Below are 24595 nucleotides of genomic sequence, written 5' to 3'. Positions count from 1 at the left end.
CTTGTTGGCCGCGTCACAATTAACACGGTTGCACAAAGTTGCAACATGGTAGATATTTCTCGCTAACGACACAGAGTGACGATAATAACGAGGAGTAGATGCATGGGTAGCACCACGATGGGGGTTAAGCTTGATGACGCCACGCGTGACCGTATTAAGCAGGCAGCGACGCAGATCGATCGCACGCCGCACTGGCTGATTAAGCAGGCCATCTTTAACTATCTTGAGCGCGTCGAGAGCGGTGATGCGCTGCCGGAGCTACCGGGCCAGATCAACGGCGTAGAGAGCGAGCATGCCGACGCCAGCGTAGTGAAAGATGAGCCGCATCAGCCCTTCCTGGAGTTTGCCGAGCAGATCCTGCCTCAGTCCGTGAGCCGCGCGGCCATCACCGCCGCCTGGCGACGTGCAGAAACCGACGCCGTGCCGATGCTGCTGGAGCAGGCGCGCCTGCCGGAGCCGGTTGCCGATCGGGCGCAGAAGCTGGCCTACCGCCTTGCAGAGAAGCTGCGTAACCAGAAAACCGCCACCGGCCGCGCCGGGATGGTGCAGAGCCTGCTGCAGGAGTTCTCTCTCTCCTCGCAGGAGGGCGTGGCCCTGATGTGCCTGGCCGAAGCGCTGCTGCGTATTCCCGACAAGGCAACCCGTGATGCACTGATCCGTGACAAAATCAGCAACGGCAACTGGCAGTCGCATATCGGCCGCAGCCCCTCGCTGTTTGTTAATGCGGCGACCTGGGGTCTGCTGTTTACCGGTCGTCTGGTCTCTACCCATAACGAAGCCAGCCTCTCGCGCTCGCTGAACCGCATCATCGGCAAGAGCGGCGAGCCGCTGATCCGCAAAGGCGTGGATATGGCGATGCGCCTGATGGGCGAGCAGTTTGTTACCGGGGAAACCATCGCCGAAGCGCTGGCCAACGCCCGCAAGCTGGAGGAGAAAGGGTTCCGCTACTCCTATGATATGCTGGGCGAGGCGGCGCTGACCGCTACGGATGCGCAGGCCTATATGGTCTCCTATCAGCAAGCGATCCACGCTATCGGCAAAGCCTCCAACGGTCGCGGTATCTATGAAGGTCCGGGGATCTCCATCAAGCTGTCGGCCCTGCATCCGCGCTACAGCCGGGCGCAGTATGAGCGGGTGATGAGCGAACTCTATCCGCGCCTGAAGTCATTAACCCTGCTGGCACGCCAGTACGATATCGGGATCAACATCGACGCCGAAGAGGCGGACCGACTGGAGATCTCCCTCGATCTGCTGGAAAAACTCTGCTTCGATCCGGATCTGGCGGGCTGGAACGGCATCGGCTTCGTGATCCAGGCCTATATGAAGCGCTGCCCGTTTGTTATCGACTACCTGACCGATCTCGCCTCTCGCAGCCGTCGCCGCCTGATGATCCGTCTGGTAAAAGGCGCCTACTGGGATAGCGAAATCAAACGCGCCCAGGTGGAGGGGCTGGAGGGCTATCCGGTCTACACCCGCAAGGTCTACACCGACGTCTCCTATATCGCCTGCGCGAAGAAACTGCTCAGCGTACCGAACCTGATCTACCCGCAGTTTGCGACCCACAACGCCCACACCCTGGCCGCTATCTATCAGCTTGCCGGGGAGAACTACTATCCGGGCCAGTATGAATTTCAGTGCCTGCACGGCATGGGCGAGCCGCTCTACGAGCAGGTGGTGGGGAATATTGCCGACGGCAAGCTGAACCGCCCCTGCCGCATCTACGCCCCGGTCGGCACCCATGAAACGCTGCTGGCCTACCTGGTTCGCCGCCTGCTGGAGAACGGCGCGAACACCTCCTTTGTTAACCGCATCGCCGACACCACCCTGCCCCTCGACGAGCTGGTGGCCGATCCGGTAAGCGCCGTTGAAAAACTGGCGGCCCAGGAGGGACAGATTGGCCTGCCGCATCCGAAGATCCCCCTGCCGGTGGATCTCTACGGCGAAGGTCGGGTTAACGCCGCCGGGCTGGATCTGGCGAACGAGCACCGGCTGGCGTCCCTCTCCTCTGCCCTGCTCAACAGCGCCCTGCACAGCTGGCAGGCCGCGCCGCTGCTGGAGCAGCCGGTAGAGGAAGGCGAGATGTCAGCCGTTATCAACCCGGCTGAACCAAAGGACATTGTCGGCTACGCCCGGGAAGCCACCGCCGCAGAAGTTGAGCAGGCGCTGGAGAGCGCAGTGAACAACGGGCCAATCTGGTTTGCCACCCCGCCCGAAGAGCGCGCTGCCATTCTGGAGCGTGCCGCCATGCTGATGGAGGATCAGACCCAGCAGCTGATCGGTATTCTGGTGCGTGAGGCGGGTAAAACCTTCAGTAACGCCATCGCCGAGGTGCGCGAAGCCGTTGATTTCCTGCGCTACTACGCGGGCCAGGTGCGGGATGACTTTGACAACGAGACTCATCGTCCGCTCGGTCCGGTAGTCTGTATTAGCCCGTGGAACTTCCCGCTGGCGATCTTTACCGGACAGGTTGCTGCGGCCCTCGCAGCAGGTAACAGCGTGCTGGCGAAGCCGGCGGAGCAGACGCCGCTGATTGCGGCCCAGAGCGTGGCCCTGCTGCGGGAAGCGGGCGTCCCTGCCGGGGTTGTCCAGCTCCTGCCGGGCCGGGGTGAGACCGTTGGCGCACAGCTGACCGCTGACAACCGCGTGCGCGGCGTGATGTTTACCGGCTCGACCGAGGTCGCCTCTCTGCTGCAGCGCAGCATTGCGCCGCGCCTCGATGCGCAGGGTCGTCCGACGCCGCTGATCGCCGAAACCGGCGGTATGAATGCGATGATCGTTGACTCCTCGGCGCTGACCGAGCAGGTGGTGGTCGATGTGATGGCCTCGGCGTTTGACAGCGCTGGTCAGCGCTGCTCGGCGCTGCGTCTGCTCTGCCTGCAGGAGGATATTGCCGACCACACGCTGAAAATGCTGCGCGGCGCGATGGCCGAGAGCCGGATGGGTAACCCAGGCCGCCTCTCTACCGATATCGGTCCGGTGATCGACGCGGAAGCGAAAAACGCTATCGAGCGCCATATCCAGGCGATGCGGGCCAAAGGCCATGCGGTGTTCCAGGCGGTGCGGGAAAACAGCGAGGACGCGAAAGAGTGGCAGAGCGGCACCTTCGTTGCCCCGACGCTCATTGAGCTGGACAGCATCGACGAGCTGAAAAAAGAGGTCTTCGGCCCGGTGCTGCACGTAGTGCGCTACAGCCGCAGCCAGCTGGATGAGACCATCCGCCAGATCAACGCTTCCGGCTATGGCCTGACGCTCGGGGTGCATACCCGTATCGACGAGACCATCGCCCAGGTCACCGGTAACGCCTACGTTGGCAACCTCTACGTCAACCGCAATATGGTCGGCGCGGTCGTTGGCGTCCAGCCGTTTGGCGGTGAGGGGCTCTCCGGTACCGGTCCTAAAGCGGGCGGGCCGCTCTATCTCTACCGCCTGCTGGCAAGCCGACCGCAAAATGCGCTGGGCATTACTCTGGCACGCCATGATGCAGAGCGCCCGGTGGATGCCCGCCTGCGCAGCGTGCTGGCCCAGCCGCTGGAGGCCCTGAGTGCCTGGGCGACCAGCCGCCCTGAGCTGGTGGCGCTCTGCCAGCAGTTTGGCGAGCAGGCGCAGAGCGGCACCCAGCGTCTGCTGCCTGGCCCGACCGGCGAGCGCAACACCTGGACGCTGCTGCCGCGTGATAGCGTGCTGTGCATGGCGGACAACGAGCAGGATGCGCTGGTGCAGCTGGCAGCGGTGCTGGCAGTAGGCAGCAAGGTGCTGTGGCCGGAAGATGGGCTGCATCGCGATCTGGCGAAACAGCTGCCGCAGGCGGTTGCGGAGCGTATTACCTTCGCGAAGCCGGATACGCTGCTGGCTCAGGCGTTTGACGCGGTGATCTACCACGGTGACTCAGACCAGCTGCGGGCACTCTGCGAGCAGGTGGCTGCTCGCGACGGCGCGATTATTTCGGTACAGGGCTTTGCCCGGGGCGAAACGGCGATCGTGCTGGAGCGGCTCTACCTTGAGCGCTCCCTGAGCGTCAACACCGCAGCAGCGGGAGGCAACGCCAGCCTGATGACAATCGGTTAATGAGGTAAAATTCCCCGGTGGCGCTACGCTTACCGGGGCTACACTATAACCGTAGGCCGGATAAGCGCAGCGCATCCGGCTTTTTTATGGGGGAAAAAATGAAACGTCTATTTATGGCAGGCGCGGCATTACTGCTGAGTACCGGCGCGCTGGCGGACGAGTGTGACAATGCCAGCACCCAGTCCGATCTGAACAGCTGTACCGCGCAGCAGTATCAAGCCGCGGATAAAAAGCTCAATGAGACTTATCAGGCCGCTATGCAGCGGGCCGCCGCACCCCAGCGCGAGCTGTTGCAGAAGGCGCAGCAGACGTGGATTAGCGTGCGCGACGCCGACTGCGCGCTGATCGCCTCCGGTACCGAAGGGGGAAGCGTGCAGCCGATGATCCATAACCAGTGTCTGCACGATAAAACCGCCGAACGCGAAGCCTTTTTGGCCTCGCTAATGCAGTGCGAAGAGGGCGATCTCAGCTGCCCGCTGCCGCCTGCTAACTGACTGCCCGGCGCTACTCTTCGTTTAACGACGCCGTTGCCGACGGCGTCTTTTTTCTGCTCAGCTTGAGCTCGCTCACCAGCACGCCAAGCACAATTAGCGCGCCGCCGAACAGCGCCAGCAGCGGCAAACGCTCCCCTGCCAGCCGGCCAAAAATACCTGCCCAGACCGGCTCGCCGGTATAAATTACCGTTGCCCGGGTCGGCGAAACGCTGCGCTGCGCCCAGTTCATTGTGACCTGAATAATTGCGCTGAAAATGCCCAGTCCGGCTGCCACTAACAGCAGCGCCGGGGAGAACGACGGCACGGCCTCGCCCGCCGGACCCGCGGCGGCAAATGCCACTACCGACGCGGTAGCCAGCTGGATCACAGTCACCCGCCGGATATCTACCCTGCCCGCCCAGGCACTGATAAGAATAATTTCAGCGGCAATCGCTACCGCGCTGACCAGGGTGATCCACTCTCCCTCCCCCATCGCCAGCATATTACCCTCCGGCCCCGCCAGTAAGACCAGCCCGGCAAAGGCCAGGGCGATCCCTACGCAGGACATCAGGCCCGGCAGCCTGCCCAGGCAAAGCCACTGCAGCAGCGGAACCAGTGGCACATACATTGCCGTAATAAAAGCGGATTTGCTGCTGGAGATGGTCTGTAGCCCCCAGGTTTGCAGGCCATAGCCAAAGGCGATGGAGACACCAATCGCCACCCCGGCCTTGACCTCCAGCCAGGTTATACCGCGCAACACCTTAAGGGAGAGCAGCGCCACCGCGATCGCTGCCGTGGCAAAGCGCAGACCGACAAAAAAGAGCGGACCGCTCAGGGTTACCGCGTACTGAACGGCCAAAAAGGTACCGCCCCAGAACATGGTGATGAGGATCAGCAGTGCTTCTTGCGGCTTTACAGAGAATTTATAGCGAGAGAAAAACGGGGTCATTTTGCCACCAGCTCAGGACGAAGCCCCGTAGTGTGCGATGGCAGAAGAGTCAGTTCAACGGCTTAGCGAAAAAAAGGCATAAAAAAACCGCCGGGCGAACCCGACGGCGGGACAAACGTAAGAGAGGTCATACTATTAACTTATCTCACGCTGCGATGGTACTGGCATCTAGCGGTTACCGCCACCGCCCTGGCCGCCACCACCGTGGCTACTTTTGCCCCCTTTTTTGCCAGCTTCTGATGCGCGCTCAGGGTCGTTTTTGAAGTTACCCCCGCTATGCTGGCCACCTTTACGACCTGCTTCTGATGCTTTTTCACGATCTTCTGCGAAGTTACCAGAACCACCACGATGTTCTGCCATTTCTGACCTCCAGAATTAATACATTAGACATCATACTGCATTCAGTAAAAGAGAATTCTTTCACCTCACGGCGTATAAAGAGTAGATATTTCGTCGCCGCGTGAAAGTAAGCTTAGTGCAACCAGCGTTAACGGCCACCGGACAGTAATATTCTGCAACAGGATATCAGGCAAAAGCATGACATCTGCGGTTTTTAATTCATAAGCCTTTCTTATCTCTTACGAAATTAAGCTTGCTGAAAGTGTGTCAATTTGCAACAGCCTGTTACCCCGCTTGCTCTGGCGGGCTACCCACCCGCCACAGTCGATTCAACAGCAAAATTTAATTATTATTTTTCAGCACCTTAATTGTGTATCTGCCATCCGCCTTGCGGTATGCGCCGTGGATATCGGTCTCAAATCCAGGGTAGTGCGAGCCGATCTCGCATAACATCTGAATAAACTCCAGCACAGGACGATTCTTCTCCGTCAGCATTTCGCCCGGCATCACCAGCGGCACGCCCGGCGGATACGGCAGGATCATATTGGCATTGACGCGGCCAATCATCTCATCGATGTACACCTCTTCGACGTCACCGTTCAGCTCTTTCTGCCAGGCGGCCCACGGATTCATCACCATTTCTGGTAAGGTCTCAAAGGCGCGGTACATCAGTTCAGGTAGGTTATGCTTGCCAATCACCTCATGCATTCCCTGGGCCAGCTCCTGAATACGCATCTCTTGATAGAATTCTGGATCGAGCGCATAGAGCGCGGGCATCATCTCCTTAATACGCTGGTTACTGTCGTACTCGCGCTTGAAGTCTGTTAGCGCCCGCAGCAGACTCAAGGCCTTGGTTTCATCTATGCCGATGCTGAACAGGAACAGCAGATTATAGGGGCCCGTTTTCTCTACCACGATGCCGTGCGAGTCGAGGTATTTCGAAACGATCCATGCCGGAATACCGCGCTCCGTCATTTTTCCCTGCTTATTCATTCCCGGCGTTAACAGCGTCACCTTCACCGGATCCAGGTGCATATGGTTGTCATCTATATTCCTGAATCCGTGCCAGCCATCCTCCCCTTTCAACGGCCAGCATTCGGCAGTGCTGATATCCTCGGGTTGCCAGACATCAAAGAACCAACCGTCACTCTCGGCACGAAGCTTTTTGATCTCCTGACGGAAAGAGATAGCGCGATCGATAGAATCCTGCACCAGCCGTTTCCCGGCGCTGCCCTCCATCATCGCCGCCGCGGTTTCAATGGAGGCGACAATACCGTAGTGGGGCGAGGTCGAGGTGTGCATCATAAAGGATTCGTTAAAGGTCTCCTCGTTGAAGTCACCTTTAATGTGGATCATTGACGCCTGGGAGAATGCCGCCAGCAGCTTATGTGTCGACTGCGTTTCATAGATCACCTTGCCCTCTGTGCGCTCGCCGCTCATACCGCACAGCCCTTTATAGATAGGATTGAAATTGGTATAGGGCACCCATGCGGAATCAAAGTGGATCGAGTTCACCTCAAGGTTCTGCTTAATGAAGTCGGTGTCATAGAGCAGGCCGTCGTAGGTAGAGTTAGTGATCACCGCGTGCACCGGCCAGCTGGCTCCCGGCGTTGCGTCCACCTTCTGCTGAATTGAGACACGTGAAAACTCGCTCTGCGGAATACCCCCCAGAATACCAAAGGCATTACGGGTAGGCCGTAGGTAGATGGGCGTAACGTCGCTCATCATCAGCAAATGCGTCAGGGATTTATGGCAGTTGCGATCGATCAGCACTGTGCTTTTCACCGGAGCAGAGTACATGCCAACAATTTTGTTGGCCGTGGAGGTGCCGTTGGTCACCATATAGCTCCGCTCGGCATTGAAGGTACGGGCGATATACTCCTCTGCCTCTCTGTGCGGACCGGAGTGATCCAGCAGCGACCCCAGCTCCGTCACCGATACCGAGATATCCGACTTCATGGTGTTGGCACCAAAGAAGTCGTAAAACAGGCTACCCACCGGGCTTTTCTGAAATGCGGTTCCTGACATATGGCCGGGCGTACAGAAGGTATATTTCCCCGCGTTCACATAGTTAAAGAGCGCCTTTGTGAGCGGCGGCAGAATTTTATCGTAGTAGGCTTCCGTAACCTGCTGGATTTTATTAGCAATATCGCACGCAACATCAAGCGCATACTCAAAAAAATGAATATTCGCATCCAGGTCACGCAGCGTAAGATCGAGTGCGCTGTTCTTATTGGCAAACATATACATCGGGAGACGATCGTTGAGAGCACTTATCTGCTGGGTCAGACTGAGGTTGTAGCTATCCCAGTCAACAATCACGCCGCAGATTTTGGCGTTATTGTTAATGAGCCCCAGCAGATCGTCTGCATCCTCAGGGTAGAGAATACGGAAATCCATTGCACCTAAGCGCTTGCTCAGCTCCTGCAGTGCGGTCTCTTTAAAAATAACGCCAGGGTGATTCATTATTGCTATGGTTTTCATTTTAATATCCTTATTTAGTAATCAGAGTGTGTTTATCTTGCTTATCAATAAAAATTCCCCAGAACGACCAGCCTGCAAATGTGGTCAGCGCGCCGAGCATCATCGCCTCCTCTCCAGAGGCATAGAGGGCGTAGAAGCTGTAGACAGTGCCGATCAGGGCGGTGCAGGCGTTGATTCTGAACTGGGATTTGGTGACCTCTGCCAGGCGCTGCATGGGAATAAGCGCCGCCATTGAGAGGACGTAGGGGATAAGGTTGGTAATAACCGCCAGATTAACCAGGCTGTTAAACTGTTTATTCAGGGAGGGGCTAATGGTCATTAATGCCAGCAGCGTCTGGATAATGCCGAGAACGATCATGCCGACAACGGGCGCGTCGGCTTTCGTGACGCGGGAGAAAATAGGCGGGAAATAACCGATATCCGCCGAGGATTTAAAAACCCGGCCCACGGTAAACTGCCACCCCAACAGGGAACCGATACAGGCCAGGGTCATGAGCAACATCACCACTTTCCCGACGAAGGGGGTAAACATGCTGGCGTACGCCAGACCAAAAGGCGCGGTGGAGTTGAGCAGGTCGGCGTTAGGCACGATGCCGGAGATGACATTCGTCGACAGGATATAGATGACGGCGCAGGCCAGCGTGCCGCCAAATACGGCGATAGGGACATTCTTTTGCGGGTTCTCGACCGCATCCATATTCGCGCAGGCTGACTCCAGACCTAAAAACGCCCAGAGCGTCATTGAAATGGAGGTAGAGACTGCGGAGAAGAAGCTGCTGTGGTTAGGGTTCCATGCACTGATATAGAGCGAAGGTTTAAACCAGAACCAGCCGAAAATGCTCAGGCCAACAACCGGGATAATCACGCCCCAGACGGTCACGGAGCCAATACGCCCGGTGATTTTTGCCCCGCCAAAGTTACAGATTGTGGTCACCCAAATAACCGCGATGGTCGCCATGCATGCCCCCACCGGCGAGAGAACCACGCCGAGAAGATCGCTGCCGTAACCTACCGCAGAAATGGCGATGGCAATATTGGCAATTAACAGGCTAATCGCATAGGTATAGTTAGAAATAAAGTTTCCGGACTTACCAAATGCATATTCTGCATAGCCGCCCATGCCGCCGCTTTTTTGGCTAAACAGGCCACACTTAGAGAAAGCGTAGGCTAGCGCCAGCGATCCCAACGCCGTGACGAACCACGACAGAATAGATATTGTTCCTACTTCAGCTAATTTCGTCGGCAGCATAATAATTCCCGACCCCATCATATTAACGGCTGTTAATACGGTGAGCTGAAGCACACCCATTTTATTTCCAGGCTGACTCATAATGCCCTCTTACAGATATAAAAATAGATTGCCAGTAATATTTAATTACTGTCCTGTTGATAATGCGTTTTTTACTGCGCTGAAATATTCATGGCACGGCGTTGTTTATAGTTCGCCAGCGGGTGCCTCTGTCAGTGCGTATCCTTCTGCCTGGCATAACGGCTGGGCCAGATCTGCGCGGGTTCTACACCAATCGCGTCGGCAATAATGCGTTCTGCTTTTGGGTAGGCGCGTGAGAGCACATTTTTTAAGGTGTCCGGTTTGAGACCGGCCTGAATCGACAGCTCCCGAATTGAGTAGCCGCGCTTGTGAAGCGCGGCGACAATGTCGATACGACACCAGTCAGCCTGCGTGGCTTCAACTTTACTCATAATTCATCTAACCTCTTGTTCAACCCTATGGGATAATCCCGAACGTTAATCACCAGGTGTTAACGTGGGCGTATCATTGATCTCTTTTGAGATGAATAAAAGCGTTATTTGAAGAATTTGTGATTCTAAACTCGTTTTGTGGTCTCTATGAAGATCAGACTACCTAAACCGTCGCGGATGGACTAACAATGGAAGGCGAAGAGACAATTTCTTACCGTACAGCCGGGCAAGAGACGCTGGCGGACAGGCTAAGACTCCTGATTGGCAGCCGCAGTACCCGGGCGGCCGCTGAAGAGTGGCAGCTACCCTACTCCACGCTGAATAACTACATCAGCCGCGGAACCGACCCCTCCTTTAATGTGGCAATAAAAATTGCCGAACGGGAGAATGTCTCCCTGGAGTGGCTGGCGTACGGCGGCACCCAGCGTACACCCCGCGCCCTGAGCGAGAATGAGGCCCGGTGGCATGCTACGTCCAGGCCGGTTGACGATCCGCTGCAGTTCGCCTGGTCTATGGTCTATTCATCGCTCGACGACAGCGAGCGTGAGGCGCTGCTGCGCGTTATTCATAAAGAGGGCGTGCAGGGGATCATGAGCCATGCCGAGATCTTCGGCCCGCTGGCGCGGCATATTGCCTCGCTCTCCACCAGCGAAAAGAACCGGTTTATGCATGAGGCGATGTTGATTATCGATAAGATCAGGCGCGAGGCATCCGCATGATGCTTATTAGAGGCTCTGCTAACCCCAATTAAGATCATTTTGATCTCTTATTAGATAAAACGCTTGCTTTTGCCTTGCGCCTGGCCGTAGATTGTTGTGAAAACAGCGATACACAAGGAGGGGCTATGAGCGAAGAGAGAGCAGTGTTTGAACACGCGGTAACGGGCGAACGGGAAGTGCGCCGCGAAAAACTGGCGCAGCTACGTGCGGAGGGCATCGCTTTCCCAAACGATTTTCGCCGGAACAGAACTGCAGACGAGCTTTATAAGCGCTATGGGGGTTGTGAAAGCGCTACGCTACAGGCTGAAAATATTCAGGTGGCCATAGCCGGTCGCGTAATGTCACGCCGCCTCATGGGCAAAGCGGCCTTTTTGGTTCTGCAGGACTGCGGCGGAAAAATTCAGGTCTATGCTGCCCAGTCCTCTTTGGGTGAGTCGCCCTATCAGCAGCACGTTAAGCGCTGCGATCTAGGTGATATTATTGGCGTCGAGGGCACGCTGTTTAAGACCCAAACCGGCGAGCTCACTCTACGCGCTATGCGGCTCGTGCCGCTGACCAAAGCCCTGCGGCCGCTTCCCGATAAGTTTCATGGCTTAGCCGATCGTGAGATGCGTTACCGACAGCGCTATCTGGACCTGATCGTCAACGACAGCGCACGCCAAACCTTTGTGACTCGTTCGAAGATCCTTAGCGCCATTCGCACGTTTATGCAGGCGCGCGGCTTTCTGGAAGTAGAGACGCCGATGATGCAGCCCATTCCCGGCGGTGCTTCTGCCCGGCCTTTCATGACCCACCATAATGCGCTTGACCAGCAGATGTACCTGCGTATTTCACCTGAGCTCTATCTAAAAAGGCTGGTGGTGGGCGGCTTCGAAAGGGTATTCGAAATCAACCGCAATTTTCGCAATGAGGGCATTTCAGTCCGCCATAATCCAGAATTCACCATGATGGAGATGTATGAGGCCTATGCCGACTACAACGACCTTATTACCTTCACCGAATCGCTCTTCCGGCACGTTGCCGAGACGGTATTAGGCACCACAACTGTTCACTACGGCGACTGGACGTTTGATTTTGGCCAGCCGTTTGTCCGTCTGACCATGACCGACGCGATCCTCCGCTACGGCGACGGTATTGTCCCTGCGGATCTGGCGTCGTTGGAAGCGGCGCGGAGTCTCGCCGACCGCTTAGGCATTGAGATTGATGCGGGCTGGGGACATGGCCGCCTCATCACCGAACTCTTCGATACGGTCGCTGAGAAGCAGCTTATTCAGCCTACGTTCATTACCGAGTACCCGGCGGAGGTCTCCCCGCTAGCGCGTAGAAACGACGCCAATCCGGACATCACCGATCGCTTTGAGTTTTTCATTGGCGGTAGAGAGATTGGCAACGGCTTTTCCGAGCTTAACGACGCCGAAGATCAGGCCGAGCGTTTTAGAGAGCAGGTGAAGGCGAAAGAGGCAGGAGATGACGAGGCGATGTTCTATGATGAGGACTACGTAACGGCGCTTGAATATGGATTACCCCCCACCGCCGGGCTCGGTATTGGTATCGATCGCATGGTAATGCTGTTCACTAACGCCCCCTCCATTCGCGATGTGATCCTTTTCCCGGCGCTGCGTCCGGTTAAACAGTAGTTATTTATCAATAAATACGCTCAACAGGAGGAGTGAATTGTGCAGCATTATTATCCACTACAACGTCAATACCGGCTGCCTCTGTACGCTTAATGAAAAGGGGGAATTTACGCTTGCTACCACCTTAACCGGCTGCAAGGTATTATCTGGCGATCTCCTCAGCAGTAATATGGAGTGTTATGGCCAGACAACGGTGTTGAATTTATCATCAAACCTTACACTGGATATTGATATTAAATATCGAACCCGTTCGGAAGCGCACGCGGTCAATTTGTTACAGAAAATGACACAATAAATTGCTTTTCTTCTCTATGTTAGGGATTAGTTTTCGGCTGTGGCGAGCTAATCCCTTTGCAAAATAAGCGCGATCCGATTTGCACTCTCAGCCTGACGGCATATCTTTAAATATACCCAATGGCAACCGAGGAGTGAACAGATGGCAAAGGTTCTGGTTCTTTATTATTCCATGTATGGGCACATTGAAACCCTGGCGCAGGCCGTGGCTGAGGGCGCAGGAAAGGTAGAGGGCGTCGAGGTGGTCGTTAAGCGCGTACCAGAGACCATGCCGCAGGAGCTGTTCGAAAAATCGGGCGGTAAGGCGCAGACAGCCCCGGTGGCTACCCCGCAGGAGCTGGCCGATTACGACGCCATTATCGTGGGCACCCCAACGCGCTTCGGTAACATGTCCGGGCAGATGCGTACCTTTTTTGACCAGACAGGTGGGCTGTGGGCGTCCGGTGCGCTCTACGGCAAAGTCGCCAGCGTATTCAGCTCCACCGGTACGGGCGGCGGTCAGGAACACACGATTACCTCGACATGGACTACGCTTGCACATCATGGGATGGTAATTGTGCCTATCGGCTATGGCACAAAAGAGCTGTTTGACATCTCTGAAGTACGCGGCGGTACGCCATACGGCGCGACGACCATTGCGGGTGGAGACGGCTCCCGTCAACCCAGCGAGGAAGAGTTAGCCATTGCCCGCTATCAGGGTGAATATGTGGCTGGACTGACCGTTAAGTTAAAAGATAAACCCTAACAGGAGAAGTAAGATGCCAAATCAGGAAGCAAAAGCTCATCACGTCGGCGAATGGGCAAGTATCCGTAATACTTCGCCAGAAATTGCCGAAGCCATTTTTGAAGTTGCCAACTATGACGAGAAGCTGGCAGAGCAGATCTGGGAAGAGGGAAACGATGAAGTACTGATTCGTGCCTTTAAGAAAACCGATGCGGATTCACTGTTCTGGGGTGAACAAACCATTGAGCGTAAAAACGTCTGATCCCCATGCCTCCCCTGCTTAAGCAGGGGGGGTAGCTCATTTCCTACCAGCCTAATGCCGTTCTGATTTCTCGCCGATAGCGCGTATCTATCTGTTCCGGTACCTGCTGAATATAGCTTTTCGCATGTTCCCCCTCCTCTCCCGTTAGCGTCCGCAGATAAGCGATTGCCGCTTCTGGCGTCGGGACTTTGCCCTCAATATCATCAATGCGTGCCGGGAGCGCCGTCCAGATAAGGGCATCGATGCCGCGAGGCCGCGCCCAGTCGGCGAGCAGCCCAGATGACTGAGGAGAGAGGGTCAACGATCCAACTCCATCCACCCGCTCCTCCGGGATCCCCTCCCGCTCGCGCAGCGCCTGGCAAGCCTCGCTGAGAGAGTGGGTGGCAAGGGTCGCCCAAAGCACCGGAACAGGCGTTGCGTTAATGCAGATGGCGGTAGCCAGCTCCCCGCCGTCGCTGACGCGCGTAAACTCGATGGGCAGTTCCGGGCCATCAGCCTGCCACTCACCCGCTACCGGCAGCGCGCCAGATTTCCACACCAGCGATCCCCACCCAAGACAAACAATTTTCATCAGTATTGCTCCTGTACATGCTTAAAACCGCCATTAAAGCTTTAACTATGAACGTGATAAAGCGCAACCCGAAAGCGATGTATTTTGCTTTACCTTGGCTGGCAAGCCTTCTATAGTAACGCCTGTATATATAACCAGGCTTCGAGGGTAGATGTGTGTTTGTTGAATTAGTGTATGACAAGCGAAACGTGGCCGGGCTGCCGGGCGCGCGTGAAATTATCCTGGACGAGCTAACGCGCCGGGTTCACCGCATCTTCCCGGACGCTGAGGTGCGCGTTAAACCGATGCAGGCTAACGGGCTAAACAGCGACGCCAGTAAAAGCGACAGAGAGAAACTGAACCGCATGCTGGAAGAGATGTTTGAAGAGGCCGACATGTGGCTTGTGGCAGAATAAAACCGCTTCGGCGGTTTTTTTATATGTGTCATACTCGTGTACACAGAAGAGATTTAAATATTCACTACCCAAATAATATTAACCTCATTTATTTATACACCGCCAGGCATTATCTTTCAGACGGAAACAAGAGATATGAAATCGATATTAACGATCGCTGCCCTTCTACTCTCCTTCACGGCCTGCGCCGCCAGTTTCGATTGCACGAAAGCGAAAGCTGCGGACGAAAAGGCGATTTGCGCTACTCCCTCCCTGAATGACAAAGATGTTGAAATGACAACAACATACCACCTTCTACGCGGATTGTTTGCTATGGGCGTACAGGGTGATATGCAGGACGCCCAGCAGGCATGGCTTAAAAATCGACGCCAGTGCGGCGGCGATATTACCTGTCTGACCCACGCCTACAATAGCCGTTTACAGCAGCTCAATGCTATGTATGATTCTATTAATAAGCCTCTTTAGATAAACTTTTGGTTAATACTTTCCAGAAAAGTAACAGTATTAAAAAGTACTGGCATATTGTTACTCGCTGAAATTAATTAGCCAAATTATTGGATGCAATATTCACGTATTATCACTACCGTAAGGAAAAGCAGCACAGCCTGACTGTGCTTACCGTAATAGGTCTTTAATGAAAGGTAGTATGATGAAAAAATTAGCAATGATGCTGGGTGCCTGTACGTTACTGGTTTGCGGTGCGGCCAGCGCAGCGAATGGTCAGGTTGCCGCTAACGCAAAATCCGCGTGCCAGGATAACCCAACGCAGTGCTCTCAGGCCAAATCTACAGCCAAAGCCACCGCGCAAAAGCAGGCCCAGGCGTCGAAAGATGCCTGTGCTAAAAATCAGTCCGCCTGCGATAACGCGAAAGCTAACGTTAAAAACGCGGCTAAAAAGTAAGCCCATCTTTACGCGGTGGGTTTCCCCGCCGCGCTTTCTTACCGGTCGACATGACAGAAAACAGCCATTAACTATGTCCGATATTGAATCTTCAACGGTAACCGAAGCCATGCTGCTGAACGACGGTATTGCCGAAGCGCTTGAGCGTGCAGGCCTCTGGCGTCGGGCAGCCACCCGCTGGCTACATATTTTCGATCGCGTGGAAACAGATCGCGCGCGTGAACGCATTGCTCTGCGCCGGGAAGCCTGCCTGCGGATGGCAAGCAGTGCCGCAGGAAGTGAGGGCGGCCAAAAATGCCATAAGCGTCACCGCATGTTGCTGGCGATAAAGTAGCAGTTTGCTCCCCTCTCCTGCTTCCCGCCGCTCGACCTACAGACCGTGATCCTTTTCTCCTTTTAAGAAATTACCTGCGCAAACCGTAGACAGTTTAACAACTCGGCCTTATCGTTAACATGAATAATAAATCATTATTGAATAAATATTCAATGTGGAGAAAACGATGAACGCTACCTTTGTTAAATCCGTCCTACTCGCTTCGATGATTGCTGCTTCCGGTTCGCTGTTTGCTGCTGATAACGGACTGATCGCCATCATTACCCCTTCCCACGACAACCCTTTCTTTAAAGCGGAGGCCGACGGCGCGGCGGCGAAAGCCAAAGAGCTGGGTTATACCACCCTTGTCGCCTCGCATGATGATGACGTGAATAAGCAAAACCAGCTGATTGAGACCGCCATTGCCCGTAAGGCAAAAGCGATCATTCTCGATAATGCGGGAGCAGATGCTACCGTCGGGCCGCTGGAAAAAGCCAAGGCCGCAGGCGTTCCGGCCTTCCTGATCGATCGTGAAATTAACAAAACCGGCATCGCCGTGGCGCAGATTGTCTCTAATAACTACCAGGGCGCACAGCTGGGAGCTGAGAAATTCGCCAAGCTTCTGAACGGTAAAGGCACCTATGTCGAGCTGCTGGGTCGCCAGTCGGATACCAACGCCAGCGTCCGCTCCCAGGGCTACCACGACATTCTTGACGACTACCCGGACATGAAGATGGTGGCGCAGCAGACCGCCAACTGGAGCCAGACCGAAGCGTTCAACCGTATGGAAGCCATTCTGCAAACCAATCCGGATATTGTCGGCGTGATCTCCGGTAACGACACGATGGCGTTAGGCGCCGAGGCCGCGCTGAAGGCCGCCGGTAAGACGAATGTTATCGTCGTCGGTTTCGACGGCAGCGACTACACCCGCGACTCCATTATTAACAAAGGCAATATTAAAGCTACCGTTTTGCAGCCGGGCTGGGAGCAGGCGCAGATGGCCGTTGTTCAGGCGGACTACTTCCTGAAAAACGGTAAAGCGCAGAAAGACGAAAAGCAGCTGATGGATTGCGTCCTGATCGATGAGTCAAACGCTAAAAAACTTAACATGTTTAAACTCAGCGAGTAAGGCGGAGGCGCTATGGGCTTAAAACAATGGGGTGTCGCGCTGATAGGGTGCACCACCCTGTTGCTGACGGCCTGCACGGTGGTGGATCTGGATGAAAACGGCAAGCCAATTATGCCTGCCGATCCAAATGCGAAACAGAGTTTCGACAATCTGACCCCGCAGCAGATCGCGCAACAGACCTGGCAGTCCCGCGTTATGGATGCCGCTAACCAACACGCGCTGGATGCCAGCGCGTTTACCAGCCAGCTGAAAGCCGCCAGCGGCGCACCCCGGAGCGTTTTTGTTCGCCTGACCAGCCAGGTGACCGCCGTTGACGTCAGTAACCCGCGCGAGCAGAAGCTGACCTTCACCGTCGACAACCAGCCACTGACGATCCAGCTCGGGCCGGTAATGCGCGGCAACGCCATCCGCGATGCCACCGGCTTTAAATTTGAAGACTTTACTAACCAGGTGCAGTTCGCCCAGCTCTCCCGCGCCTACAACCGCGAAGCCGCGAAGCACCTGCCGAAAATCGACGCCGGCTGGAACGGTAAACCGGCCACCGTACTGTTTGCCGTGACGCTGACCAACGGCAAAGCGCAAGACGCCGCCGCGCTGGATATCAAACAGGAGGCACAGTAATGAGCGTTACCCCTGTTGATGACATTATTCTGCGCACGCGCGGTATCTCGATGCTCTTTCCCGGTACCGTGGCGCTGGATAACGTCGACTATAACGTCTGGCGCGGCAAGGTGAACGTCATCATTGGCGAGAACGGAGCCGGTAAATCGACGCTGATGAAGATCCTGGCCGGCGTTCAGCAGCCCAGCCTTGGCGAGATCCTGCTTAACGGCGAGCCGGTACACTTCCCAAGCACCCGCGCGGCGGCGGCCCACGGGATCGGCATGGTGCATCAGGAGCTGAACCTGTTTGAAAACCTTAACGTGGCCGAGAATATTTTCCTTGGCCGCGAGCTGCAAAAAGGCGTCGCGCCCATCAATGAGACCGAGCAGGAGCGGCGCGCCGCCGAGCTGCTGCAACGCCTCGATCAGCCCATCTCCCCGCGTGAGCTGGTGGGCAACCTCAAGGTCGGCCAGCAGCAGCTGATAGAGATTGCCAAGGCGCTGGCGGAGGATGCAGACATTCTGATCCTTGACGAGCCCACCTCGGCGCTGAGTAAAACCGAAGTGGAGATCCTGTTTCGGGTGATCCGCGAGCTGACTCGCCAGGGGGTGTCGATCATCTATATCTCGCACCGCCTGGAGGAGTTAATGGCCATTGGCGACGTCATTACCATCCTGCGCGACGGCAAGTTCCAGGCAGAAGCGAAGGTGAAAGATATTGACGTGCCGTGGATCGTCCGCGAGATGCTCGGCAGCGATCCGGTGAGTAACTTTCTCGAGCCGGGCCGCACCTTTGGCCCTCCGTTGCTGGAGGCGGAGCATATTACCTGCGTTAACGCCGCGGGCAATACGGTGGTTAACGACGTCAGCTTTAAGGTGCATGCCGGAGAGATCGTTGGCATTTACGGCCTGATGGGCGCCGGGCGCACCGAGCTTTTTGAGTGCCTGCTGGGCACCGAGCGTAACTACTTCGGCAAGCTATGGCTCGACAGCAAGCCGGTGCCCCAGCGTTTGGCGACCGCTGACCGCATTCGGATGGGGATGAGTCTGGTACCGGAAGACCGCAAGCGAACCGGGATCTTCCCTATCTCCTCGGTGGCGAGCAACCTGACCATCGCCAGCCTGTGGCGACGCCTTCAGCGCGGGCTGACTATCGCCAGTAAAGAGGAGGATGCCGTCGTGGCGGGCACCATTGGCGATCTGTCGATTAAGGTCTCCTCGCCGGAGGTCGAGATCCAGGCGCTGAGCGGCGGCAACCAGCAGAAGGTGGTGATTGGCCGCTCGCTGCTGACTAATCCGAAGGTGCTGTTTCTCGACGAACCGACACGCGGTATTGACGTCGGCGCCAAAGCGGATGTGTTTCGCATGATGGTACAGCTCTCTCAGCAGGGGATCGCGGTGGTCTTCTCCACCTCGGATTTAAAAGAGATCATGGCGGTTTCCGACCGTATTCTGGTGATGTCCGGCGGCAAGCTTACCGCCGATATCGTTCGCGATCGGGCCGAAGAATCAGCGCTGGTCACAGCAAGTGCTCAGGGGTTTTAAGATGAAAACAGTCCAATCGGCAGCGTTAACGCCGCGCGGCGCAGCGTCGCTCTCTCGTGAAAACATTCTGCTTATTCTGTTAAAGCTACGTACCTTTATTGCCCTTTTTCTGATCGTCGGCTTCTTCACCGTGATGGTGCCGGGATTCCTGTCGGCAGGCAGCATGGTGATCATGATTAAGCACATCGCCATCAACGCGTTTCTGGCGCTGGGGATCACCTTCGTGATAATCACCGCCGGAATCGATCTCTCTATCGGTGCAACGCTGGGCCTGTGCGGGATGATCGCCGGGTGGATGATCACCAAAGGTATTGTGCTGCCGATGTTTGGTATCGCTATCTTTCCCAGCGTCTGGGTAATCGTCCCGGTGGTGCTGCTGATCGGCGCGCTGATAGGCGCGGCCAACGGCTGGATCATCACCCGCTATAACGTCGCCCCCTTTATCTGTACCCTTGGCACCATGTACGTGCTGCGCGGCGCGGCGATGCTCACCTCCGATGGGCAGACCTTCCCCGGACTCTCCGGAAACCCGCTGCTGGGCAATACCGGCTTTGATGAGATCGGGGCCGGATCGCTATTCGGCATTCCGTGGGCGATCTGGATGATGATCGCGCTGGCGCTCATTATTGCCTACGTGGCTCGCCGCCTGCCCTTTGGCCGCCACGTCTATGCCATTGGCGATAACGAGCGCGCCGCCGAACTCTCCGGCGTCAAGGTTAAACAGGTTAAGATTCTGGTCTATATGCTCTCCGGCCTGTGCGCGGCGATTGCCGGGATTGTGGTCTCCGCACAGCTGGTAGCCAGCCATCCGGCCAACGGCACCGCCTTTGAGATGAACGCTATCGCAGCGGTGGTGCTTGGCGGTACTTCTCTGGCGGGCGGGCGCGGCACCATTCTCGGCACGCTGATCGGCGCCTTCGTCATCGGTTTCCTGGCCGATGGTCTGGTGATGATGGGTGTTAGCGAATTCTGGCAGATGGTCATTAAAGGCATCGTCATTATCGTGGCGGTCATCATCGACCAGATGCAGAACCGCATGCAGCAGAAAGCCGCCGTAGTGGCGCAGAAAGCGGTGATGGAGGGCAAATAGCGCCTCGCTCTCTCTTCCCGGGCGGTACACGCCCGGGAAGAGGCAGATTACTTCTTCATCAGGCTGCGGGCGGTGGCGAAGTCGGTAATTAACACATCGATGTAGTTCCCCTCTAGCGCGCCGCGAATGGCGTTGCTTTTCTCTAAGCCTCCCGCCAGGGCAATAACGTGCTGGCAGGCGCGCATCTGCGCCAGTTCCATGCCGATTACCGGATCTTCCTCCTGGCTCAGCACCGGATTGCCCGCCGCATCGTAGTAGTGCAGGCAAATATCCCCTACCGCACCGCGCTCGGCCAGCAGGGTCAGCATCTCTTCGTTGTAGTAGTTGCCCGAATTTTTCAGCAGCTGGGATGGCTCCAGCTCGCCGATGCCGACGATGGCAACATCCACCTCGTCAAATTTCGCCACTGCCGCCGCCACGTCCGGGCTGTTGACCAGTCGGGCGCGCTCTTCCACCGAGTGCTCAATGCTCTGGGAAGGCAGCAGCCACGCCGGGCAGCCCAGGTGGGCCGCCAGCTGCTGGGTAAGAATAGTGGCCTGCACGTTGCCGTTGGGGCCGACGCCCCCCAGCAGCTGGATCACCCCTGCTGCGCGGATATTCTGCGGATGCATCTCATCCACCATACAGCGAATGGTGCTGCTCCACGAGGAGATGCCCACCAGGTCTTCTGGCCGGACGCGGGTTTCAACATAGTGCGCCGCCGCGCTGCCAATAGCGTGTTTAAGCTGCCCGTTGCTGGCGCTCTCGCCAACATCCACTACGATGGCCTGACGAATGCCGTAGCGCTCTTCAATGGCCTTCTCCAGCTCGACAAAAATATTGGTCGGCTGAACCACGGTGATTTTCACCAGGCCCTCTTTCTGACAGCGCGTCAGCGCGCGTGAGACAAATGATTGTGACAGGTGCAGCAGTGAGGCGATTTCAGACTGCTTTCTGTTTTCGCTGTAATAGAGCGTGGCGATCTTCACCAGCAAGCGTTGTTCATCCTGCTTCGACATAACATTCCCCTTGATTTTATGTCTGTTATTTTTATGCATACCTGAATAGATAACAAGCACGCCCTGATTTTTGCTTGATGAAGCAACTGTGATCGTTTTCTCCTTTCTCAGAAAATTGCCTGCACACCTCGTGACAAAGGGAAAAGTAGCGCATATCTTACTCTCATGAATAATAAATCATAAATGAATATATATTCAAGAGAGATTACTGGAGAGAGAGCAATGTCCCGAATTCCGCAGAACCTCACCCTGGGCGTCATTATCGGCAACCGTGGGTTTTTCCCCAGCTATCTGGTCGCTGAAGCGCGCGAACAGGCCACGGCGCTCTTTGCCCGGCTGGGTATCAACACGATTATGCTTGACGATACGCAGACCGAGCTGGGCGGGGTCGAAACCCGCCAGGATGCGAAGATCTGTGCCGAGCTGTTCCGCACCCACCGGGATGAGATCCACGGCGTGGTGGTGCTGCTGCCTAACTTTGGCGATGAGAAAGCGGTGGCTGAAACCCTGCGCCTCTCAGGGCTCAACGTCCCGGTGCTGATCCAGGCCGAGGAGGACAATCTCGATAAGATGGGGCTGGCGACCCGCCGGGACAGCTTCTGCGGCAAGATCTCCCTCTGCAACAACCTGCGCCAGTACGGCATCCCTTTTACCCTGACTACCCAGCACGTCTGTGCCCTCAGCGGCGAGGTATTTGAAAAAGATCTCCGTCGCTTCGAGCAGATCTGCCGCGTGGTGAGCAGCATGCGCGGCGTACGCGTCGGCGCCATCGGTGCTCGCCCGGCCGGGTTCAACACCGTGCGCTACAGCGAGAAACTGCTTGAGCGGCTGGGTATCGCCGTTGAGACGCTGGACCTCTCCGAGGTCTTTACCCGGGTTAAGCAGCTGCGCGATGATGATATTCGCGTCGATGAGAAGCGCCGCCTGCTGCTCGATAACGCTGACGCCAGTGGGATCCCGGCAGACAAGATTGTCACGATGGCGAAGCTGTTCGTGGTGATCAGCGAATGGGTCATCGCCAACGACATCGACACCACCGCCATCCAGTGCTGGACCTCGTTGCAGGAGAACCTTGGCATCAACGTCTGCTCGATTATGAGCATCATGTCCGGACAGCTGATGCCCAGCGCCTGCGAGGTGGATGTGATGGGTGCGCTCTCAATGTACGCCCTCGCCAGCAGCAATATGAGCCCGGCGTCGATTGCCGACTGGAACAACAACTTTGGCGACGATCGTGACAAGTGCGTGCTGTTCCACTGCGGCAACTTCGCGGCGGCCAGCCTTGAGGACCCGCATATGGGCACCGCCGATATTATCGGCACTACCGTCGGGAAAGAGAACACCTGCGGGGCGGTGCATGGTCGCCTGAAGAGCGGGAACCTGACCTACTTCCGTCTGAGCACGGACGATCTCACCGGCGAGATCAAGGCCTACGTCGGCGAGGGCCAGTCGGTGGACGATCCGCTGGATACCGTCGGCTGCCGGGCGGTAATTCAGGTCCCGCACCTGGAGAACCTGCTGGCCTGGATCTGCCGCAACGGCTTCGAGCATCACGTGGCCATGAACCACTCCGCCAGCGCCGAGATTTTGCAGGAGGCCTTCACGCGCTACCTCGGGGTCAGCACCTATCTGCACCGGTAGGATGAGGGTTATGCCGGGCGGCGCTGCGCCTGCCCGGCCTACGGCACGGAGAAATTTGTTGCCTCGTAGGCCCGGTAAGCGCAGCGCCACCGGGCAGTTTCAGGTGTAAAAAGTTACTCCTCGAACCAGCCGTCAATCGGGTCGTCATAGCCTGCCCAGCGCTGCGGGCCTTCGGCCATCTCCCGATCCGTCAGCAGGGCGGCATCCAGCTGCGCCCGTAGCCGCGCCTCGTCCATCTCCATCCCGATAAACACCAGCTCCTGACGGGCATCCCCGACCCCCTCAAGCCAGTTGGCCATAATAAACTGCAACGACGCCTCATCTTCCGGCCAGCGCTCACGGGGAGTGCTCGCCCACCAGCTTCCCGCCAGACCCTGACGCGCTACGCCCCCCGCATGGGACCAGGAGCCGGCAAACTCTGGCCGGCTAGCGAGCCAGAAGTAGCCTTTTGAGCGCACCACACCGGTCAGCTCGTTCTCCAGCACCCGTGCAAAACGGGCCGGGTGGAACGGCCGCCGGGCGCGGTAAGCAAAGCTTGTGATGCCATACTCCTCCGTCTCCGGGGTATGCTCTCCGCGTAGCTCCTTGAGCCAGCCCGGCGACTGGGCGGCTTTGGCGAAATCAAACAGGCCGGTATTCAATACCTCGCTAAGCGGCACCTGGCCGAATTGCGTAGTGACTATTTTTGCCCCCGGGTTGAGGGAGCGCAGAATAGCCAGTAGCCTGCGCTGCTGCTCGTCGCTAATCAGGTCGATCTTGTTAATTACCAGCACATCACAAAACTCAACCTGTTCGATCAGCAGATCCACCACGCTACGGGTATCGTCCTCCCCTAATGATTCACCCCGCGAGTGGATGCTCTCTTCCGAGCCGTAGTCGTTAAGAAAGTTAAAGGCATCGATGACAGTAACCATCGTATCGAGGCGCGCCACGTCCGCGAGGCTTCGCCCCTCGTCGTCGGCAAAGGTAAAGGTCTCCGCCACCGGAAGCGGCTCGGCGATGCCGGTAGACTCGATGACCAGCTGATCAAAACGCCCCTCCCGCGCCAGGAGGTTGACTTCAATAAGGAGATCCTCCCGCAGCGTGCAGCAGATGCAGCCGTTGCTCATCTCCACCAGTTTCTCGTCGGTGCGCGACAGCTCGGCCCCACCATCCCTTACCAGCGCGGCGTCAATATTGACCTCTGACATATCGTTAACGATAACCGCCACGCGTCTGCTCTCCCGGTTGTTCAAAATGTGGTTAAGCAGCGTGGTCTTCCCTGCGCCCAAAAAACCAGACAGGACAGTGACCGGTAATCTTTTTACTTCGCCTGTGTTAATGCGTGTTTCTGCCATTTCGCTCACCCTGTGTTATTTTAGAAATGTTATAACATAACAAAAGCGAGCGTTAAAGGATGGAGATAGCGAAGCAGGATGGAGTAAGAAAAAATCGAGGCGTGTGGGGCATCGGCACAGAGCGAAGCGACGATAACCGTGGTTCAGTGGATCGTTTTACTGCCAGTAAGGTATTCGTTACCTACCTGAAAGCTGCCGTACTCCGAGGATTGCGCCATAAGGCTGCTTTGTACCTCAATAATGGCGTTGGTGCATGCCTGCTTTCTGAATGCCATCTTTTCTGAAACGGCCATACACTGCAGTTTTTCTATCAAACTGTATGGCGTAATGGGATCGCCTTCGCTAAAAAGAGCAAGAATGGCTTCTCCCAGCACAATATCAGTCAATCTTTTATCATCAAATCTAGTCATATCTGTGCCAGTTGCT

General features: G+C 56.4%; 24 protein-coding genes. 15 read left to right on the top strand and 9 right to left on the bottom strand.

The features are described 5' to 3' along the window. Positions 1-102: 102 nt before the first annotated feature. Together putA and RTX96_RS10885 are read left to right on the top strand one after the other, a co-directional pair. Complete coding sequence (gene putA, locus RTX96_RS10890) at positions 103-4065, top strand: trifunctional transcriptional regulator/proline dehydrogenase/L-glutamate gamma-semialdehyde dehydrogenase (protein ID WP_312670963.1); 3963 nt, start codon at positions 103-105, stop codon at positions 4063-4065. 98 nt (positions 4066-4163) lie between these two features. After that, on the top strand, positions 4164-4559 hold the full coding sequence (locus tag RTX96_RS10885; protein WP_103819541.1) for a lysozyme inhibitor LprI family protein: 396 nt from the start codon (positions 4164-4166) through the stop codon (positions 4557-4559). 10 nt (positions 4560-4569) lie between these two features. Here RTX96_RS10885 and RTX96_RS10880 read toward each other — a convergent pair whose 3' ends face one another. The 5 genes from RTX96_RS10880 to RTX96_RS10860 form a co-directional block, all read right to left on the bottom strand. Beyond that, a complete protein-coding gene (locus tag RTX96_RS10880) occupies positions 4570-5487 on the bottom strand; it encodes a DMT family transporter (protein WP_103819542.1) in 918 nt (305 codons plus the stop codon). A 168-nt stretch (positions 5488-5655) separates the two neighbouring features. After that, positions 5656-5847 (bottom strand): general stress protein, encoded by a 192-nt coding sequence (locus RTX96_RS10875; protein WP_042392600.1) that lies wholly within the window; start codon positions 5845-5847, stop codon positions 5656-5658. 321 nt (positions 5848-6168) lie between these two features. Further along, positions 6169-8310 (bottom strand): lysine decarboxylase, encoded by a 2142-nt coding sequence (gene cadA, locus RTX96_RS10870; RefSeq protein ID WP_312670962.1) that lies wholly within the window; start codon positions 8308-8310, stop codon positions 6169-6171. A 10-nt stretch (positions 8311-8320) separates the two neighbouring features. Then, positions 8321-9640 (bottom strand): putrescine-ornithine antiporter, encoded by a 1320-nt coding sequence (potE, locus tag RTX96_RS10865; RefSeq protein WP_103819544.1) that lies wholly within the window; start codon positions 9638-9640, stop codon positions 8321-8323. 131 nt (positions 9641-9771) lie between these two features. Further along, complete coding sequence (locus RTX96_RS10860) at positions 9772-10011, bottom strand: transcriptional regulator (RefSeq protein WP_103819545.1); 240 nt, start codon at positions 10009-10011, stop codon at positions 9772-9774. A gap of 188 nt (positions 10012-10199) precedes the next feature. Here RTX96_RS10860 and RTX96_RS10855 point away from each other — a divergent pair, with 188 nt between their 5' ends. The 4 genes from RTX96_RS10855 to RTX96_RS10840 all read left to right on the top strand — a co-directional run bounded on the left by RTX96_RS10855 (position 10200) and on the right by RTX96_RS10840 (position 13647). Then, positions 10200-10730 (top strand): helix-turn-helix domain-containing protein, encoded by a 531-nt coding sequence (locus tag RTX96_RS10855; protein ID WP_103819546.1) that lies wholly within the window; start codon positions 10200-10202, stop codon positions 10728-10730. Positions 10731-10855: 125 nt separating this feature from the next. After that, complete coding sequence (gene lysS / locus RTX96_RS10850) at positions 10856-12367, top strand: lysine--tRNA ligase (RefSeq protein ID WP_312670961.1); 1512 nt, start codon at positions 10856-10858, stop codon at positions 12365-12367. Positions 12368-12803: 436 nt separating this feature from the next. Next, positions 12804-13406, top strand: coding sequence for an NAD(P)H:quinone oxidoreductase (gene wrbA / locus RTX96_RS10845; protein ID WP_103819548.1), 603 nt, complete (start codon positions 12804-12806; stop codon positions 13404-13406). Positions 13407-13419: 13 nt separating this feature from the next. Continuing rightward, the gene (locus RTX96_RS10840) at positions 13420-13647 is read left to right on the top strand and encodes a YccJ family protein (RefSeq protein WP_042392585.1); all 228 of its coding nucleotides are present in this window, start codon (positions 13420-13422) and stop codon (positions 13645-13647) included. A gap of 43 nt (positions 13648-13690) precedes the next feature. On the opposite strand, the gene RTX96_RS10835 is transcribed toward RTX96_RS10840, so the two are convergent. Further along, a complete protein-coding gene (locus RTX96_RS10835) occupies positions 13691-14218 on the bottom strand; it encodes a hypothetical protein (protein WP_312670960.1) in 528 nt (175 codons plus the stop codon). A 155-nt stretch (positions 14219-14373) separates the two neighbouring features. Here RTX96_RS10835 and RTX96_RS10830 point away from each other — a divergent pair, with 155 nt between their 5' ends. From RTX96_RS10830 to RTX96_RS10795, 8 genes are all read left to right on the top strand, one after another. After that, positions 14374-14613 carry a DinI family protein gene (locus RTX96_RS10830; RefSeq protein ID WP_103819550.1) on the top strand — a complete coding sequence of 80 codons (240 nt, stop codon included), beginning with the start codon at positions 14374-14376 and terminating at the stop codon, positions 14611-14613. Positions 14614-14748: 135 nt separating this feature from the next. Beyond that, positions 14749-15078 (top strand): lysozyme inhibitor LprI family protein, encoded by a 330-nt coding sequence (locus tag RTX96_RS10825; protein WP_103819551.1) that lies wholly within the window; start codon positions 14749-14751, stop codon positions 15076-15078. Positions 15079-15262: 184 nt separating this feature from the next. After that, entirely contained in the window at positions 15263-15514 is a 252-nt protein-coding gene (locus RTX96_RS10820; protein WP_312670959.1) for a late histone H1, read from the top strand. Positions 15515-15587: 73 nt separating this feature from the next. Then, positions 15588-15848, top strand: a complete 261-nt coding sequence (locus RTX96_RS10815) for a PerC family transcriptional regulator (RefSeq protein ID WP_286140692.1) — start codon at positions 15588-15590, stop codon at positions 15846-15848. A gap of 166 nt (positions 15849-16014) precedes the next feature. Then, positions 16015-16956 carry a D-ribose ABC transporter substrate-binding protein gene (locus RTX96_RS10810; RefSeq protein ID WP_103819553.1) on the top strand — a complete coding sequence of 314 codons (942 nt, stop codon included), beginning with the start codon at positions 16015-16017 and terminating at the stop codon, positions 16954-16956. Positions 16957-16968: 12 nt separating this feature from the next. Beyond that, on the top strand, positions 16969-17577 hold the full coding sequence (locus RTX96_RS10805; RefSeq protein ID WP_103819554.1) for a DUF2291 family protein: 609 nt from the start codon (positions 16969-16971) through the stop codon (positions 17575-17577). Further along, positions 17577-19103, top strand: coding sequence for a sugar ABC transporter ATP-binding protein (locus RTX96_RS10800; protein WP_181016606.1), 1527 nt, complete (start codon positions 17577-17579; stop codon positions 19101-19103). The genes RTX96_RS10805 and RTX96_RS10800 overlap by 1 nt, the downstream gene beginning before the upstream one ends. Position 19104: 1 nt before the next feature. Beyond that, on the top strand, positions 19105-20193 hold the full coding sequence (locus RTX96_RS10795) for an ABC transporter permease (RefSeq protein ID WP_103819555.1): 1089 nt from the start codon (positions 19105-19107) through the stop codon (positions 20191-20193). Positions 20194-20240: 47 nt separating this feature from the next. On the opposite strand, the gene RTX96_RS10790 is transcribed toward RTX96_RS10795, so the two are convergent. Then, positions 20241-21191 carry a sugar-binding transcriptional regulator gene (locus RTX96_RS10790; protein WP_312268941.1) on the bottom strand — a complete coding sequence of 317 codons (951 nt, stop codon included), beginning with the start codon at positions 21189-21191 and terminating at the stop codon, positions 20241-20243. Positions 21192-21413: 222 nt separating this feature from the next. Here RTX96_RS10790 and RTX96_RS10785 point away from each other — a divergent pair, with 222 nt between their 5' ends. Next, positions 21414-22832, top strand: a complete 1419-nt coding sequence (locus tag RTX96_RS10785) for an L-fucose/L-arabinose isomerase family protein (protein ID WP_103819557.1) — start codon at positions 21414-21416, stop codon at positions 22830-22832. 113 nt (positions 22833-22945) lie between these two features. On the opposite strand, the gene zigA is transcribed toward RTX96_RS10785, so the two are convergent. Together zigA and RTX96_RS10775 are read right to left on the bottom strand one after the other, a co-directional pair. Next, positions 22946-24169, bottom strand: coding sequence for a zinc metallochaperone GTPase ZigA (gene zigA / locus RTX96_RS10780; RefSeq protein WP_312670958.1), 1224 nt, complete (start codon positions 24167-24169; stop codon positions 22946-22948). A gap of 143 nt (positions 24170-24312) precedes the next feature. Beyond that, entirely contained in the window at positions 24313-24579 is a 267-nt protein-coding gene (locus tag RTX96_RS10775; RefSeq protein WP_312670957.1) for a hypothetical protein, read from the bottom strand. Positions 24580-24595 lie beyond the last annotated feature (16 nt).

This window comes from Pseudescherichia sp., assembly GCF_032052675.1.
Classification (GTDB): domain Bacteria; phylum Pseudomonadota; class Gammaproteobacteria; order Enterobacterales; family Enterobacteriaceae; genus Pseudescherichia.
Note: the sequence above shows the minus strand (reverse complement) of the source record. Positions and strands in the feature narration are given on the sequence as shown.